Raw genomic sequence first — 16,163 nt, forward strand, 5'->3', positions numbered from 1 at the left:
CTCCACCGACACCTCCGGCGATGTCCGAGTGCGGGATTCTCAACCCCGGTGCCTGCATCGGGGAGGGCATCGCCGGGTTCCTGCACCTGTTGGTCGGCGAGTCGCTCAACGTCTTGTTGAGTTGGGTGGGCAGCAGTCTGCTGTCCACGCCGACGCTGGCCGACCTGCCCAGGGTCGGGGAGATCTGGGAGCAGTCGCGGCTGTTCGTGGTGGCGGTCTACTCGCTGCTGGTGATGCTGGCCGGGCTGCTGGTGATGGGGCACGAGTCAGTGCAGGCTCGTTACTCGTTCCGGGAGATCGCGCCGCGTGTGGTGGTCGGGTTCCTGGCCGCCAACCTCAGCCTGATCGTGGGCGATCACGCCATCCGCCTGGCCAACGCCGCGACCATGGCCGTGCTCGGTGACGGGCTGGACCCGCAGACCTCGGGCAAGGCGGTCACCGAACTGTTCGTCAGCCTGGTGGCCAACTCGCTGGTCACCGGTGGGCTGTTCGCCGGGGCGCTGTCGGTGGTGCTCACCATCCTGCTGGTCGCGCTGCTGGTCGGCTACATCGTCCGCGTCGCGCTCACGGTGATCCTGCTGGCCGGAGCACCTTTGCCGCTGATGTGCCACGGCCTGCCCCAGACCGAAGGACTGGCCTACTGGTACTGGCGCGCCGGGGCCGGAGTCCTGGGCATCCAGGTCGGCCAGAGCCTCACGCTGATCTGCGCGCTCAAGGTGTTCCTACAACCCGGCGGCTTCCACTTCTTCGGCGCACCCACCGCCGACGGACTGGTCAACCTGCTCGTGCTCATCTCCCTGATCTGGGTCCTGGTGAAGATCCCCGGCTGGATCATGCGACAGGTCCAGATCGGCGGCGGACGACACTCCCTCGTCGGCGGACTTGCCCGCGCGTTCGTGGTCGGCAAGACGATGGGCCTGCTCGGCGGTCGAGGCGCGGGTGTTCCCGTCGCGTCCGCGGCGGGCGGCGCGAAACACGGTGCCCGAACACCGCACGGACGCGACCCGATGTGGCCTGCGCCGGTGCGGGAGTGGGGCGGCATCGGCGGCGTGTTCAGCCCCGAGGCGACCAGCCGTCGCCTGTACACCCACCACGCCCGGGAAGTCGCGCGGCGGCGCACGGTATCCGGTCACCAGCACCTGCGGTTCCTCCAGCCCTCCCCTCAAACGCCCACGCACGACCTGGCCAGTTGGAGCCCTGTGGGCAGCACCACCACTCCGGAATTCCGGACCGCGTCACCCGCCACCGACGACTCGCCGGAACCCGGTCAGCCACCGATCGGCACCGCGGCGGCACCCGTATTCCGCACGACGGGTAACGACGCCCCTCCTCGGCCCACGTCACCCTCCACACGCGCGGTCACCGTCCCGCCCGAGGTGCGGTTCCGCCCTCCCGCTCGCGCGACTCCCGTCGCACCGGTCCGGGCGGCGGAGCGGGCCGAGGCACCGGTGTTCCGCCCGGCCGCGCCGCCACCGCCCGGCGCGCACGGCCGGCGTGCCAGGACCCACACACCCGCGCCCGTGCTGTTCCAGCCGCCGGGTCCGCCCACCACGCCACCGACACCCGGCGGTCCGCCGGTTCGAGGTGTTCCTCCGGTCCCTCCCGCACGCCCCGTGCGGCCGGCGCGTCCAGGAGGTGAGCAGCGGTGAGCCACCCCGTGCGCATCCCGGCCGATGTCGACATGCACGACCGCGTGCTCGGCCCGCTGACCGCACGCCAACTCGCCGTCCTCGCCACCACCGGGACAGTCCTCTACCTGATCTGGTTGGTCACCCGCGCGTTCGTGCCGATCCCGGTGTTCGCGGCCTTCGCCGTCCCGGTCGGCGCGGCGGCGACGATGCTCGCGGTCGGCAAGCGCGACGGAATGCCGCTGGACACACTGCTGCTCGCCGCCATCCGACAACGCCTGGCCCCGCGCCACCGCGTCGCCGCCCCCGAAGGCGTGCGACCGGCACCCGCATGGCTCACCCAGACCGCGAACCACACCACCGACGGCAAGGACCGCGTCGAGCGACCCGAGCAGGTCTCCCCTTCGGCGCTGCGGCTGCCGGCCGAGGCGGTCACCGAGACCGGAGTGGTGGACCTGGGCGGCGACGGCCTGGCGGTGGTCGCGGTCGCCTCCACGGTGAACTTCGCACTGCGCACCCCGAACGAACAGGAGGCGCTGGTCGCCTCGTTCGGCCGCTACCTGCACTCGCTCACCGCACCCGTGCAGGTGCTGGTACGCACCGAACGGCTCGACCTGACCGCCCAGATCGCCGAGCTGCGGGAGCGCGCGGGCGGACTGCCGCACCCCGCGCTGGAGGCCGCCGCGGTCGAACACGCCGACTACCTGACCCAACTCGGCGGGCAGTCCGACCTGCTGCGTCGCCAGGTACTGCTCGTGCTGCGTGAACCGCTCAACGGTGCCGTCCCGACCGACGGGCTGGGTGGCCCCGGTCCGCTGTCGCTGCTCGGCGCGATGGCAGGCAAGCGCTGCACGCGAGCGGGCGGTGAGAGCGGTGCGGGGATGCGGCGAGCAGCGGAGTCACGCCTGGTACGCCGCCTCGGCGAAGCGATCGACCTGCTCGCCCCGGCCGGGATCGTGGTCACCCCGCTGGACGCCGGGCAGGCCACGGCGGTGCTGGCTTCGGCGTGCAATCCCGACAGCCTGCTGCCCCCGTCGACCGGGCTGGCCGGGGCCGACGACGTCATCACCACACCCGACTCCGACCTGGTCGACGACGACTGGGACTACGAGGACGAGAGGGGACGGTCCTGATGGCCTTCCGCACCCGACGCGACCACAGCCCGCCCGCCCCGGTCGGTTCCTCCGCGTTCACTCCCGATGCCCTGTCGGTCGCCGCACGGCACCTGGAGGTCGGCGGCGAATGGGTCTCCAGCTTCGCCGTCGTCGGCTTCCCGCGCGAGGTGCACCCCGGTTGGCTCGCGCCGCTGCTGACCTACCCCGGACGGCTGGACGTGTCGCTGCACGTGGAGCCGATCGACCCGGTCACCTCCGCCTCCCGGTTGCGCAAGCAGCTGGCGAAGTTGGAGGCCGGGCGGCGTCACACCGCCGAGCACGGGCGCCTGTTCGACCCGCAGGTCGAGGCGGCCACCGAAGACGCCTACGACCTGTCCTCACGGGTTGCCCGTGGCGAGGGCAAGCTGTTCCGGGTCGGGCTGTACCTGACCATCCACGCCGTCTCGGACAAGGCGCTGGGCGATGAGGTGGCCGCGCTGCGGTCGCTGTGCGCCTCGCTGTTGCTGGACGCCAAGCACACCACCTACCGGTCGTTGCAGGGCTGGGTGTCGACCCTGCCGATGGGCTTGGACCTGATCGGCATGCGCCGCACGTTCGACACCAGCGCGCTGGCCGCCGCGTTCCCGTTCACCAGTCCCGACCTGCCCGCTGCCGATCCCACGTCCGTGGCCGCACCGTCCGGGGTGCTCTACGGCTACAACGTCGGTTCCCAAGGGCTGGTGCACTGGGACCGGTTCGGCGACGGGATGCACAACCACAACTCCGTCATCCTGGGCCGCTCCGGCGCGGGCAAGTCCTACCTGGTCAAGCTGGAACTGCTGCGCAACCTGTACCGGGGCATCGAGATCGCCGTGGTCGACCCCGAGGACGAGTACGCCCGTCTGGCCGCCGCAGTGGGCGGGGTCTACGTCCACCTCGGCGCGCGGGGTGTCCGGCTCAACCCGTTCGACCTGCCCGTCCACACCCGCGCAGACGGCCACCGCACCGCACCCAAGGACGCGCTCGTGCGCCGGTCGCTGTTCCTGCACACCGTCATCGCCGTGCTCCTCGGCGGCGAACCGACAGCGGCCGAGCGGGCCGCGCTGGACCGAGCGATCGCGGCGACCTACCAGTCGGTCGGCATCACCTCCGACGCCCGCACCTGGACTCGCCCCTCCCCCACCCTGCGGGACCTGCGCGACCAACTCGCGGGCGCCGGCCAGGCCGGTGACCGGGCGGGCGGTGAGCTGGCAGCCCGGCTGCACCCCTACGTGGAAGGCGCGTTCAAGCAACTGTTCGACGGGCCCAGCAGCGTCAACCCCGAAGGCCACCTGGTGGTGTTCAGCCTGCGCGACCTGCCCGACGAGCTCAAGGGCATCGGCACGCTGCTGACCCTGGACGCGGTGTGGCGGCGGGTGTCCAACCCGGCCATCCGACGCCCGCGCCTGGTCGTAGTGGACGAGGCATGGCTGCTGATGAAGCAACCCTCCGGCGCCGAGTTCCTCTTCCGCATGGCCAAGGCCTCCCGCAAGCACTGGGCGGGCCTCACGGTGGCCACGCAGGACACCGCCGACGTGCTCGGCAGCGACCTGGGCAAAGCGGTCGTCGCGAACGCGGCCACCCAGATCCTGCTGCGGCAGGCGTCGCAGGCCATCGACGAGATCACCCGGACCTTCGACCTCTCCGCCGGGGAACGGGCCTTCCTCCTCTCCGCCGACCGTGGACAGGGGTTGCTGTCGGCGGGCACGCAGCGGGTGGCGTTCCAGAGCATCGCCTCGCCGACCGAGCACTACCTGGTCACCAGCGACCCGGCCGAACTCGCCGCCTACGCCAACGCCGCCGGTACGGACGAGGAAGCCGACGCCGCATTCGTCGACCTGGGCCTCGACGCCGCCTGACCACTTTCTCCGCGCGTTCTCACGCGCCGTTCGAAGGGCTCCCTCATGTCGACTCGAACATCCGCCTGGGTCTCGGCTGCCTATGACCGGCCACCACAATCTCTCCCCGCCACCGGCATCGAGGCTCTCCGACCGTCGACTGTTGCGGCGGCCGGGTGGCTGGAGGACTACCTGCGTGACCCCGGCGGTGCCCTGCTGACGTTGCTGGGCCGGCTGCGTGACCTCGTACTGGAGTGGGGTCCGATCGCGGCACCGGTCTTGGCCGTGCCCGCCATCGCGATCGTGGTCGGCAGGTGGCGGTGGAGGCGCCGTTGCCACGAACTGCTGCTGGTCGACGCCCGTCAGGTCACCGTGCTCGTCCCACCCACCGTGGATGCCGCCGGCGGGGCAGCGCTGTGGTCCAATCTGGTCGGCTTGTTGCGGCCGGGCTGGCGGCGGGCGTTCACCGGCCAGCCGCACGTGGCGTGCGAGTACGTGTTCTCCGAGGCCGGTGTCGCGATCCGGCTGTGGGTGCCCGGCGTCATCCCACCGGGCCTCGTCGAGCGTGCCGTCGAGGCCGCTTGGCCCGGCGCGCACACCCGCGTCGGCCCGGCCGAACCACCCCTCCCCTCACCGAGTGAGGGACAGCAACGGCTGGTGGTCGGCGGCGAGCTGCGGCTGGCGCGCCCGGAGGCGTTGCCGATTCGCGGTGATTTCGACGCCGATCCCCTTCGCGCCTTGATCGGTGCGCCGGTCGGGCTTTCCCGTGATGAGTACGCCTGCGTGCAGGTGCTGGCCCGCCCGGTGACCGGTCGCCGGGTGCAACGCGCACGCCACGCCGCCCGCCGGGTCCACACCGGCGGCTCGACCCGTCTGGTCGGCCGCCTGCTCGACGCCGTCACGCCCGGCACGGGCATTCAGTCGCGACGTTCACCGTCGTCACGGGCGACGACCGGAGCGCCGCACACCGATCCGCAGACGTCGCTGGAGTACGCGGCGCAGAACCGCGCCATCGTGACCAAGCAACGAGGCAGCCAGTTCGAGACCGTCGTGCGCTACGCCGTCGCCACCCTCCTACCTTCCGACGCCGGCGAGGACGCGGTCCGTCAAGCCCGCGATGTGGCCCGCGGTCGCGCGCACGCCCTTGCCGCTTCGTTCGCCTCCTACACCGAGCACAACCACTACCGACGTCGTCACCTGCGCCACCCCGGCCGGGTCATCGACTCCCGTCGCTTCGGGCACGGGGACCTGTTGTCGGTGCCCGAGCTGGCGGCGATCGCGCACCTGCCCACCGACGAGGCCATCCCCGGCATCCAACGCGCCGGAGCCCGCGCCATCTCGCCGCCACCCGGCATCGCCACCCCCGGCCCCGACGCCAAACCGCTCGGGATCACCGACACCGGCCACCAACGCCCCGTCGCGCTGCGCGTCATCGACGCACGCCACCACCTGCACGTCATCGGCGCCACCGGCTCCGGCAAATCCACCCTGCTGGGCAACATGATCCTGGCCGACGCCGAAGCCGGTCGCGGCATCGTCCTGATCGACCCCAAAGGCGACCTCGTCACCGACGTCCTGTCCCGCCTGCCCCGCTCGGCCGCCGACCGTGTGGTCATCTTCGACGCCGACAGCAAGTCCCGACCACCGTGCCTCAACCCGCTTGACGGCGGTGAGACCGATCTGACCGTGGACAACCTCGTCTCGGTGTTCCGGCGGGTCTACGCGGCGTTCTGGGGACCGCGCACCGATGACGTCATGCGCGCCGCGTGCCTCACCCTGCGCACCCAGGACGGCGTCGCCACCTTGGCCGACCTGCCCAAGCTGCTCACGGACACCGCCTTCCGCAACCGCGTCACCGCCGGCGTCACCGACCCGGTGCTGCGCGGATTCTGGTCCTGGTACGAGGACCTCACCGACTCGTCCCGTTCCCAGGCCATCGCGCCGTTGATGAACAAGCTCCGCGCGTTCCTGCTCCGCCCGTTCGTGCGCGACGCCGTCGCAGGCGGCCCCTCCACAGTGGACATGAGCAGCATCCTGGACGGCGGGATCTGCCTGGTGCGCATTCCCAAAGGCTCACTCGGCGAGGAGACCACCCGACTGGTCGGATCACTGGTGGTCGCCCGCACCTGGCAGGCCACCACCGGCCGGGCCCGTACCCCGGAACGCCAACGGCGCGACGCGAGCCTGGTGATCGACGAGTGCCACAACTTCCTCAACCTGCCCTACCCGATCGAGGACATGCTCGCCGAAGCCCGCGGCTTCCGCGTCGCCATGACCCTCGCCCACCAACACCTCGGCCAACTCCCCCGCGAGCTCAAGGAAGGCCTGTCCACCAACGCCCGCAGCAAGATCTTCTTCAACGCCTCCCCCGAGGACGCCCGCGAACTGTCCCGCCACACCACACCACGACTCTCCGAGCACGACCTCGCCCACCTCGGCGCCTACCACGTCGCCGCCCGCCTCGTCCTCGGCGGTGAACAAGCCCAACCGTTCACCATCCTCACCCAACCCCTCCCGCCCTCCGTCCCCGGCCGGGCCCGCGAGATCCGCGCCGTCGCGCGCCGGACAGCACGGACTGATGTGACCGAGGCCGCCACCGGCACCGGACCGTCGAGTCCTTCCCGACCGGTGGAACGGAGCGCCGACCCCCGCCGCAACGGCTGATCCCGACCCGCTCCAGCCCTTCGCCACCGTGCCCCGGCGAACACCCGAACCGAGGGCTACTTCGCCCTGCTCACCAGAAGGAGTACACCGTGATCACCAACCCGACCAGGCAACGTGCCCTGCGCGGCCACAAGCCCACCCGACCGACCCCGCGCGCGGCCAACACCGCCGAGCACCAAGCCGTACTGGCCTGGCGGCTCACACCGCGCGACAAGTGGATCACCCGGATGCTCTGGGAACACCGGGTCCTCACCGCCCACCAGATCACCGCCCTGGCCTTCCCGTCACCGCGGTCCGGACGCCAACGGCTGCGTGAGCTCTACACCTGGGGCGTGGTCGACCGCTTCCAACCGTTCGTCACCCTCGGCACCGCCCCCATGCACTACGTGCTGGCACCGGCCGGCGCGACCGTGCTCGCCGCCGAGGACGGCCTCGACGTCAAAGAGATGGGCTACCGACACGACCGGACCTTCGGCATCGCCCACAGCCTGCGCCTGGCCCACATCATCGGGGTCAACGACTGGTTCACCGCCCTGGTCGACCGCGCCCGCCACCCCAAACCCGGCGAACAGGCAGCGCTGACGGCGTGGTGGTCGGAGACCCGCTGCGCACGCCACTTCGGCGACCTGGTCAAACCCGACGGCTACGGCCGCTGGCACCACCACGACCACCACGGCGACCGACAGATCGAATGGTTCCTCGAATACGACTTCGGCACCGAGGCCCTGACCAAACTCGCTGCCAAGCTCACCGGCTACGCCGACCTCGCCCAAGCCACCGGCATCACCACGCCACTGCTGGTGTGGCTGCCCACCTCACATCGCGAAGCCACCGCCCGCCGACTACTCGCACGAGCCTGGCACGAACTGGAGAACCCCCGCTCGGTACCGGTCGCCACCGCCGCAGCCGAACTGCTCAACCCCGACACCACCCACCCCAGTCCCGCCGACCAGATCTGGCTCCCACTCGACACCCCGACCAGCCGGCCACCACGACGAGCACTGGCCCAACTGCCCGACGCCTGGCCACACCTCCCACCCCCGATCACCACCGACGAGACGGTGATCGGGTCGGACTCACCACAACCGGCAACCCCGCCACCCTCGCCCATGCCACCTGCGGTGACGGCGCGCGGAGCGGACCAACCAGGGAGGCGGTGAACCTTGTCCGCCAAGCTCCCGGTCGGGATCGCCGCGACGCTGCTGCTCGTCGTCGTCCTACTCGGCCACGCCATGGGCACCGTGTTCGGTGCGCTGTTCGGCAGCTCGTCCAGCACCGTGGACTGCGCCAAACCGATCGCCGACATCCCGCCCGAGTACTGCCTGCTCTACGTCACCGCCGCCCCGCACTGCCCCGACCTCGACTGGACGATCCTCGCCGCCATCGGCAAGGTCGAAACCGACCACGGTCGACTACAGGCACCCGGCGTGCACGAGGGTGAGAATCACGCCGGAGCCGGCGGGCCGATGCAGTTCCTCGCACCCACCTTCGACGGCGTCATCACCGCACACCCGATCCCGCCAGGCGGCGCCACCCCGCCCTCCCGGTACAACCCGCACGACGCCATCCACGCCGCAGCCTTCCTGCTGTGCGACGAAGGAGTCCGCCGAGGCGACCTGCGCGCAGCGATCTTCGCCTACAACCACGCCGACTGGTACGTCGACATGGTCCTCGACCAAGCCGCCAAGTACGCCGCCGCCGCAGCGGCCGGCGTCGGCAACGGCGACTGCAACGCCATCCACGCCCCCAACACCACCACCCTCACGGCGATCAACTACGCCTGCGGCATGCGCGGCCTGCCCTACGTATGGGGCGGCAACGGCCCCGACGGCGGCCACGAAGGCTTCGACTGCTCCGGCCTGACCAAAGCCGCCTACGCCGCCGCCGGCCTCACCCTCCCCCGCACCGCACAAGCCCAGTACGACGCAGGCCCACGCGTCCCGGCCGGACAGCCGCTACTGCCCGGCGATCTCGTCTTCTACGGCGCACCCGACAGCATCCACCACGTCGGTCTCTACATCGGCGCCGGGCTCATGATCAACGCCCCGACCTTCGGCCAACCGGTCCAGATCGACAACTACCGGTACGACGGCGACGATTACGCAGGAGCGACCCGCCCAGCAGCTTCCAGCGCCGCCACAGCGTCCGCAGCAAGATGAATACTCCGCATGAAGGGCAAGCACCGGACGAGCGCCTCACATTGATTTCACAATCCCAACGTTCGCATGGATCGCTTTGTTGTGAGGCAATCAGGGCCTAGCGCGCGCTCGCATTTATCGAGGTGGCTTTGAACAACGGGATCGCCCTGCCGTGGTCGCCTGCCGCCCGGCAGGCGCAAGCCAGGTTGTTCCGCAAGGCCAGTGTAAGCGGATGGTCGGAATTCAGGGCCCGCCCTCGACGAAAGATATCGCCCTGCCCAGATCACCCACCGATCCGCAGGCGCCGGCCAGGTTGTTTCGTGAGGTCAGCGTGTCCAGGTGGTCAGGATCGTTGAGGCGTTTGAGACTGGCAGCGGCACAGTAGGCGATGACGGCACCGAGATCACCATGGTTTGAGGTACAGACCCAGATCCGCCCAGGAGCCGGACGGCTTGAGCGGTGTCGGTGGCGGATGTGGTGCCCGGCCAGCAAGGTCGCGAGTGGGGCAGGATCATCTGGCAAGTGGGCCGGCCGGTGGGATTGGACAGGTGAAGTTCGACGAGGGCGCTTGCCGAGGTGGACGCGGCTGTGTCGCGGGCGGCGGCGATGTCGATGGACTGTCGGTGCCGGTCGGTCGGGTCGGGGGTACGGCTGACCGCCTGGACCAAGCGGTGCATGGCAGCGGTTTCTTCGGATACAGACCTTGAAAGCGGGCCGGAAGGTCAACGTCGTCGCCGACCGGCACCCGGTCCATCGCAGCAAGGCCGTCCGGGTGTGGCTCGATGCCGACGCCGACCGGGTCGAGCTTTACCTGACGCCCGGCTACAGCCGCGCGCTCAACCCGGACGAGTTGCCCAACGCCGACCTCAAAGGCAACGTCGACGTCTCCCGCGCCCACAACGTCGACCGCCTCGCCCACGAGACCCGACGCTTCCTGCACCGCCGCGAACGCCAACCGCACCTCGTCCGCAGCTGCTTCCAGGCCCCGCACGCCTGCCATGCCATCGTGCAGGAAGCTCAATACTTCCTGCTCAATAATTAGCACGGGTACTGCTCAAATAATTAGCACGGATCGCAACGGTCGGCCGCTTTTCAACTCGTGAGGGCTCCGTTACAGTCTGTACCTGGGAACGCTCCCAGCTCCTGAGGGGTTACCGTGCCAAGGTTGTCGCGCGTGCTCGCCGTTCTGTCCGTCGGCGCGTTGGTTCCGATAGGCAGTCGGCAGATCACGTCCGACTGGAACCACGATTGCTTACCGACCGATGCCTTGTTCCACGGGCATGGAGCCGGTAGACGAGTCCATAGTGGTCCTCTCCATTTCGGCGGCCCGGCGGTAATGACGATGGGTCCGATGATCGGTGTATCCCCGTAGACGTGACACCCGCGAAAGGGGTTTTTTGATGCGTCGGAACAGCCCTCGCACGCTGTCCCAGCGCTTGGCCCGCGCAGCGCTGGCCGGCGCCACACTCCTCGCGACCATCGGCACGGTGCAACCCGTCGCCGCAGGACAACCCTCCGCCGCAACACAGCCGGCCGTCGCAACACAGTCCGCCCCCGCGGCCGCGGCTGCCGGCGCCACCGCGATCGCCTCGGTCGACCTGGCCGGGACGTGGGGTTTCACGCCGGCGGGTCGGGGGGCGACCTCGATCACCGTGCCCGGCGGCGGCTGGTACAAGCAGGGCTTCACCGACGTGAACGAGGCGGTGTACTCGCGCACCATCACGGTGCCCGACTCGGGCCAGCCGCAGTCGACGTGGATCGAGTTCGGGGCGGTCAACCACCAGGCGACGCTGTCGGTCGACGGCCGGGTGGTGGCGACGCAGACCACGTCGTTCACGCCGTCGAACTTCGACATCACCGCCTACGCGGCCCCCGGCAGCACCCACACGATCAGCGTCGCCGTGAAGGGTCGCGGCGCGTTGAAGGCGTCCAACGGCCGGTACCTGGTGCCCGACGCCGCCACGTGGTCCGAGGCGATCCCGCAGGGGATCTTCGGGTCCGCGTTCCTGCAGGTGTACCCGGCGGTGTACGTCAGCGACACATTCGTGCGCACGTCGGTGGCGAACAAGACGTTGAGCTACGACGTGTCGGTGCGCAACACGTCGGGCAGTTCCCGATCGGTGACGCTGACCGGGTCGCTGTCGTCCGCCAACGGAACGGCTTTCAGCTACCCGGAACTCCCCAGCCGCACGGTCACCGTGCCGGCCAACTCGACCATGACCGTGACCGTCGGGCCGGTCGCGTGGAACCTCGACAGCACCTCGTACTGGTGGCCCAACGTGCCGTACCGGTCGGGGTACCGGGCGCAACTGCACCGGCTGACGGTGCACGCCGTCGCCGATGACGGGCGCACCAGCGACGCCACGTACCGGTTCGGGTTCCGGGAGGCCACCCAGAACGGTGACTACTACTACCTCAACGGCGTGCGCGTGAACTTCCGCGGCGACAACCTCCAGGGAGCCGACTACGACCGGGTCAACAACGGCGGCAAGGGCGACGCGTACCACACCCTGCCCGGCTTCCTGCCCCCGTCGCCCGGCAACGGCGGCTGGCCGCAGGCGGTGGACAACTACCAGCGGCTGAACTTCAACGTGGTGCGCATCCACCAGGAGCCCGCGAGCCCGTACATGTTGGATGTCGCCGACGAGATGGGCCTGATGATCATCGGCGAGGTCGCGATTCGCGGCTCCCAATCCTCGCAGGAGTGGAGGGAGACCGTCGGGCGCAACAACATGATCAACCACGCCCGTGCGCTGGTCCTGCGCGACCGCAACCACCCCGCGATCATCCGTTGGAGTCAGAACAACGAGCCGAACCAGAGCGGCCAGGATTCCGAACAGTTCGAGAAGGACTTGTACGCGGCGATGAACGGCGCCGACGGAACCCGGCCGATCATTGTAGAGGTGGGCGTCGGCAACAATGTCAGCCTGTATCCCGGGATGACGTACGCCAACTTCGCGGTGATCCCGCACTACGTCGACGGCTTCGGCAAGTACGGGGAGGGCCTGATCACCGTGAATGGGCGGCCCGACGGCGAGGGCGAGTACATCTGGCCGGCATGCAACACCAAGCAGGGCTTCGAGTGGTTCGCCACGGCAACCCTGGCCAAGCGCGGCAAGGGCGCCACCGACCTGCGTCCGTACACGCTGCTGTCCGCCTGGGCCAGCGTCGTGCCCGGAGTGCGCACCGGCGACTTCGTCCCGGAGGAGGGCGGTCGCCCCGTCTACGGCGCGGACAACCTACCGGACCCCTGGAGCAACCCGCAGTTCCAGCGCGTGCAGGCGGCGTTCAACCCGGTGGCCGCGGTCGACCTCCCCTACTGGTCGGCCTCCGGCGTCTCGGACTCCAACGGCACCTTCCCCCTGCCGCAGGCCGTGCCCAACTACGCCCGGAACGCCGCGGTCACCCGCAACATCACCGTCTTCAACGACGACTTCGCCGACACTTCGGTGGGCTTCACCTGGACGGCGCGGCTCGACGCGCCGGACGGCGCGGTCGTCGCGTCCGGGAGCACGACCCTGACCGTCCCGCTCGGCTCGCGGGTCACCCAGCCGGTGTCCTTCACCACCCCGGCCACCGGCAACCGCGTGTACCTGCAGCTGTCGACCACGAAGTCCGGCAGGTCCGTCTTCACCGACGCGGTGGAGTACTTCAACCTCGGAAGCGGCGGAGACGGACCCGCACCGGGCACCTACCGCATCGTCAACCGCAACAGCGGCAAGCCGCTCGCCGTCGCGGGCAACTCCACCGCGGACGGCGCCAAGGTGGTCCAGCAGAGCGGCACCGGCACCTGGACCGTCGCCACGACCTCCGACGGCTCCTACACCCTCCGGTACATCCCGAGCGGAAAGATGCTCGACGTCAACGGCGGCAGCAGCACCGCCGGACTGCAACTACAGCAGTGGACGGCCAACGGCGGCACCAACCAGATGTGGTACCTGCGGTCCACCGGCAACGGCTACCACACCATCACCAGCCACGACAGCGGACTGGTGGCGGACGTCTCCGGCGCCGCGACCAGCGACGGGGCACAGGTCGTGCAGTGGGCCGCCAACGGCGGGACCAACCAGCAGTGGCAACTGATCCGGGCCTGACCGGACGACCCGGTTCTCGCCTGCCGCCTCGGCAGCGACCGCTACCCCTGACCGCCCGGCCCTGCGGCCAGGGGTAGCAGCGAGATGTCAACTCCGAACATCGGCAAGCAACCACCACCGAACACCTGCCCCCGCTCCCATCGGTACGGACCGGCAGACCACGAGGAGGCGCATCGGTTGTCACCCGCAGAGCGTGAGGTGTTCCGGTCGCGGGCGGTGGCGGCTCCGGACGGACGAGGCCGGGTGGGAACGCGTGACCGTGGAGTCGGCGCCGACTGCGACGACGATCCCGGTCACCCGCGACCGGCACGTAGGATCACCCGGCCCACATAGCCGAGGAGTGCTCATGTCGTCCAGGACGGTTGCTGACCCGGTCGCGTCGGAGGTCGACGCGCGTGCCCGCTGGGCGTCATTGGATCCGGTCGCCGCGACCGGCCAGGACCAGCACGGCCGTCGCCTGGAGATCGCGCCGAGCGAGCTGCTGGCGCCGATCCTGCGGCGGGCCCGGCTGATCAGCGCCTCGGCGGCGCTGTGCGAGGCGGTCGTCGCGCACCTGGCCGCGTCCGGGGTGGACGCCGTGGTGGACCAGGTGCGAGCCGATCCGCGCGCCGCCGACGAACTCGCCGCCGACGGGCGCGGCCCGGTGCAGGTCATCGCGGTGCGCGCCGGGGATCGACTGGTCCCCTTGCGGCCCGGCCACGGCACGCTGCGGGTGTGGCCACTGACCGAGGACGTCGACCTGACCGGTGAACCGCTGGCCGAGGTCACGGTGGACGCCGACCCGGACCGGTGGGTACCGGCTGCCCGGATCGCCGAAGCACTACGACCCCATCTGGTCTGATCGGTCCATCCGGCGGTTCACACCCTCGCGGCGCCGCGAGGGTGTGGAGAGCCGGTGGGCTCGCTCACCGCGTGAGGCTGAACGTGGGCATGATCCAGTAGTTCGCGCCCCGGTAGGTCTCCGTCGGGTATCCGCCGCCCGTCCCGTAGCGGTAGTAGCTGCGGGTGGCCCGGAACGGTGATTGGACCAGCAGCCCGGTGAAGTAGTCGGGAGACGCGGCGTAGCCACCGGCCGGCGTGTAGTAGGTGATCATGAGCTGCTGCCAGCGCAGCACCGGCAGGGGCGAGGCGAAGCGCACTTGCTGGACGCCCGTGCCCGGGGGTGCCGTGACCTGCACGATCCGGGTGCCGGACGGGTTGTAGACGCGTACGACCAGCTCACCGGTGTACGCGCCCCGGCGGATCGCCGCACCGGTGAGGTAGCCGTCGCGGTCGACCATCGTGCTCAGGCCCAGCTCCACCGGTTGGTCGTCGGAGTGGGCCGCCATCGGCTTGTCGACCATGTCGAACACGCATTCGCAGGTGATCTGCGGCGCGGGGAGCGTCGACCCACCGACCCGCACCACCACCGACGAAGCCGGCCCGACCACGTCGTCCACGACCGCGCGGGCCAACACCGAGTGCGAACCGGTGGTCGTGGGTGTGAAGTCGTGGAACCACCCGTCCGGTGTCCCCGAAGCGGTCACCCACCCGACACCGCCGTCGGTGGACACCTCCACCCGCACACCCGGCTCGGCCGAGGACGTACCGGTCACCATCACCGTCGTGCCGGACACGACGAGCAGGTTGGGCGTCGGAGTCCGGATGACCGCCACCGGATCGGCGGTCGGCGTCGGCGCCGCGACGGCCGGTGCGGCGGTGGCCGTCAACGCGATCGCGGCCACAACGGCGAGCAGTGCTCGTGAACGGAACACGATGTCCCTCCCGTGGCGCGTCCGTCGCGCCCAGGGGTGGGATCGCGCACCACACCCGTCCCGCTACCGGAACCGGCGCCGGACAAGCCCTTCGGCCCAACACCTAACCCGAACCCGACCAACCGGTTGCGCCGTTGAGCCGGCGCCGTTGCGCCGAAACGCCCCGGTGCGAGTGATCGGTCGGGACCAGTTCCGGGTTCGGCTCCGTTCGTGGACGCCGTGATGCGACGCTGCAACCGAGCACCTTCCGGAAGTGCCCGTCGCGGATCGCGCGCAGGAACACTCAGGCAGCTGCGGCGTGAGCGAGTCCAGCGCCAAGCTCCTTGAGGAGGTGATGCGGTTCACCGAGCTGGGCCACACCATCTTCGTGGCCGAACACGCTGATTGCCCCGGACGTGCGGTCGACGTCTGGGTCGACCGCGACATGCAGGTCGAAGTCATTCACTTCTGCGTGCAGTCCATGCAGCACGGTCACCACACGATCGCTTCGGTGAAGATCGCCGAGGCCGAGACCCGGTTGTGCGCCGCCGGTATGCCGATCATCGACCCCGAAGCCGACGACGTGGCCGAACTGGACGGCCTGCTCCCCGACGAACAAGCCGGGCACACGCTCACCGCCGACGCGCACGCCGGCTGCCCCGGCCACGCCGCCTACATCGACCACGCCCACGACCGGGAGGAACCGGACGTCCACTACGTCTGCACCGACCACACCGCCACGGACACGTGCTGCGCTTCGCACCCGCGGCGCGGCCGGAGCCCGACAGCGCCTTCGAGACCGGCGAGCGCAAGCGCACGAAGGAGAACAACCAGCTCTGGCGTGACGGCAAGGCCGACCGCTGGGAGTGGCTGGTCAGGCACTTCGCCCAGTGGCACAGGACCAAGGCCAAGGAGATCGTGTTGCCGCCGCGGGT

11 protein-coding genes are annotated in these 16,163 nt (G+C 70.2%); 9 read left to right on the forward strand and 2 right to left on the reverse strand.

Translation table 11 applies throughout. The features are described from left to right. Positions 1-20: 20 nt before the first annotated feature. The 9 genes from ACQPYE_RS27690 (at position 21) to ACQPYE_RS27730 (ending at position 14,336) form a co-directional block, all read left to right on the forward strand. Positions 21-1,649: a TrbL/VirB6 family protein gene (locus ACQPYE_RS27690; RefSeq protein WP_498715510.1), complete on the forward strand. Its 1,629-nt coding sequence runs from the start codon at positions 21-23 to the stop codon at positions 1,647-1,649. After that, positions 1,646-2,761, forward strand: coding sequence for a PrgI family protein (locus tag ACQPYE_RS27695; RefSeq protein WP_498715512.1), 1,116 nt, complete (start codon positions 1,646-1,648; stop codon positions 2,759-2,761). The genes ACQPYE_RS27690 and ACQPYE_RS27695 overlap by 4 nt, the downstream gene beginning before the upstream one ends. After that, positions 2,761-4,620, forward strand: a complete 1,860-nt coding sequence (locus ACQPYE_RS27700) for a VirB4 family type IV secretion system protein (RefSeq protein ID WP_498715513.1) — start codon at positions 2,761-2,763, stop codon at positions 4,618-4,620. The genes ACQPYE_RS27695 and ACQPYE_RS27700 overlap by 1 nt, the downstream gene beginning before the upstream one ends. 45 nt (positions 4,621-4,665) lie before the next feature. Beyond that, the gene (locus ACQPYE_RS27705; protein WP_498715516.1) at positions 4,666-7,263 is read left to right on the forward strand and encodes a type IV secretory system conjugative DNA transfer family protein; all 2,598 of its coding nucleotides are present in this window, start codon (positions 4,666-4,668) and stop codon (positions 7,261-7,263) included. Between the two features lie 89 nt (positions 7,264-7,352). Further along, entirely contained in the window at positions 7,353-8,423 is a 1,071-nt protein-coding gene (locus ACQPYE_RS27710; RefSeq protein WP_498715519.1) for a replication-relaxation family protein, read from the forward strand. 3 nt (positions 8,424-8,426) lie between these two features. After that, the gene (locus tag ACQPYE_RS27715; protein ID WP_498715520.1) at positions 8,427-9,422 is read left to right on the forward strand and encodes a C40 family peptidase; all 996 of its coding nucleotides are present in this window, start codon (positions 8,427-8,429) and stop codon (positions 9,420-9,422) included. 682 nt (positions 9,423-10,104) lie between these two features. After that, the gene (locus ACQPYE_RS27720) at positions 10,105-10,443 is read left to right on the forward strand and encodes a transposase (protein ID WP_498715521.1); all 339 of its coding nucleotides are present in this window, start codon (positions 10,105-10,107) and stop codon (positions 10,441-10,443) included. 358 nt (positions 10,444-10,801) lie between these two features. After that, positions 10,802-13,495, forward strand: coding sequence for an RICIN domain-containing protein (locus tag ACQPYE_RS27725; protein WP_498715523.1), 2,694 nt, complete (start codon positions 10,802-10,804; stop codon positions 13,493-13,495). Between the two features lie 346 nt (positions 13,496-13,841). Continuing rightward, positions 13,842-14,336: a hypothetical protein gene (locus ACQPYE_RS27730; protein WP_498715524.1), complete on the forward strand. Its 495-nt coding sequence runs from the start codon at positions 13,842-13,844 to the stop codon at positions 14,334-14,336. A 64-nt stretch (positions 14,337-14,400) separates the two neighbouring features. On the opposite strand, the gene ACQPYE_RS27735 is transcribed toward ACQPYE_RS27730, so the two are convergent. Beyond that, the gene (locus tag ACQPYE_RS27735) at positions 14,401-15,249 is read right to left on the reverse strand and encodes a DUF4082 domain-containing protein (RefSeq protein ID WP_498715525.1); all 849 of its coding nucleotides are present in this window, start codon (positions 15,247-15,249) and stop codon (positions 14,401-14,403) included. Positions 15,250-15,532: 283 nt separating this feature from the next. Beyond that, positions 15,533-15,919 carry a hypothetical protein gene (locus ACQPYE_RS27740; RefSeq protein ID WP_498715526.1) on the reverse strand — a complete coding sequence of 129 codons (387 nt, stop codon included), beginning with the start codon at positions 15,917-15,919 and terminating at the stop codon, positions 15,533-15,535. Positions 15,920-16,163 lie beyond the last annotated feature (244 nt).

This window comes from Actinosynnema sp. CA-299493, assembly GCF_050946825.1.
Classification (GTDB): domain Bacteria; phylum Actinomycetota; class Actinomycetes; order Mycobacteriales; family Pseudonocardiaceae; genus Actinosynnema.

Bases quoted from the DNA above. Each gene is read 5' to 3' on its own strand.
- ACQPYE_RS27690 (WP_498715510.1), top strand. From the start codon at position 21: ATGTCCGAGTGCGGGATTCTCAACCCCGGTGCCTGCATCGGGGAGGGC.
- ACQPYE_RS27700 (WP_498715513.1), top strand. From the start codon at position 2,761: ATGGCCTTCCGCACCCGACGCGACCACAGCCCGCCCGCCCCGGTCGGT.
- ACQPYE_RS27705 (WP_498715516.1), top strand. From the start codon at position 4,666: ATGTCGACTCGAACATCCGCCTGGGTCTCGGCTGCCTATGACCGGCCA.
- ACQPYE_RS27725 (WP_498715523.1), top strand. From the start codon at position 10,802: ATGCGTCGGAACAGCCCTCGCACGCTGTCCCAGCGCTTGGCCCGCGCA.
- ACQPYE_RS27730 (WP_498715524.1), top strand. From the start codon at position 13,842: ATGTCGTCCAGGACGGTTGCTGACCCGGTCGCGTCGGAGGTCGACGCG.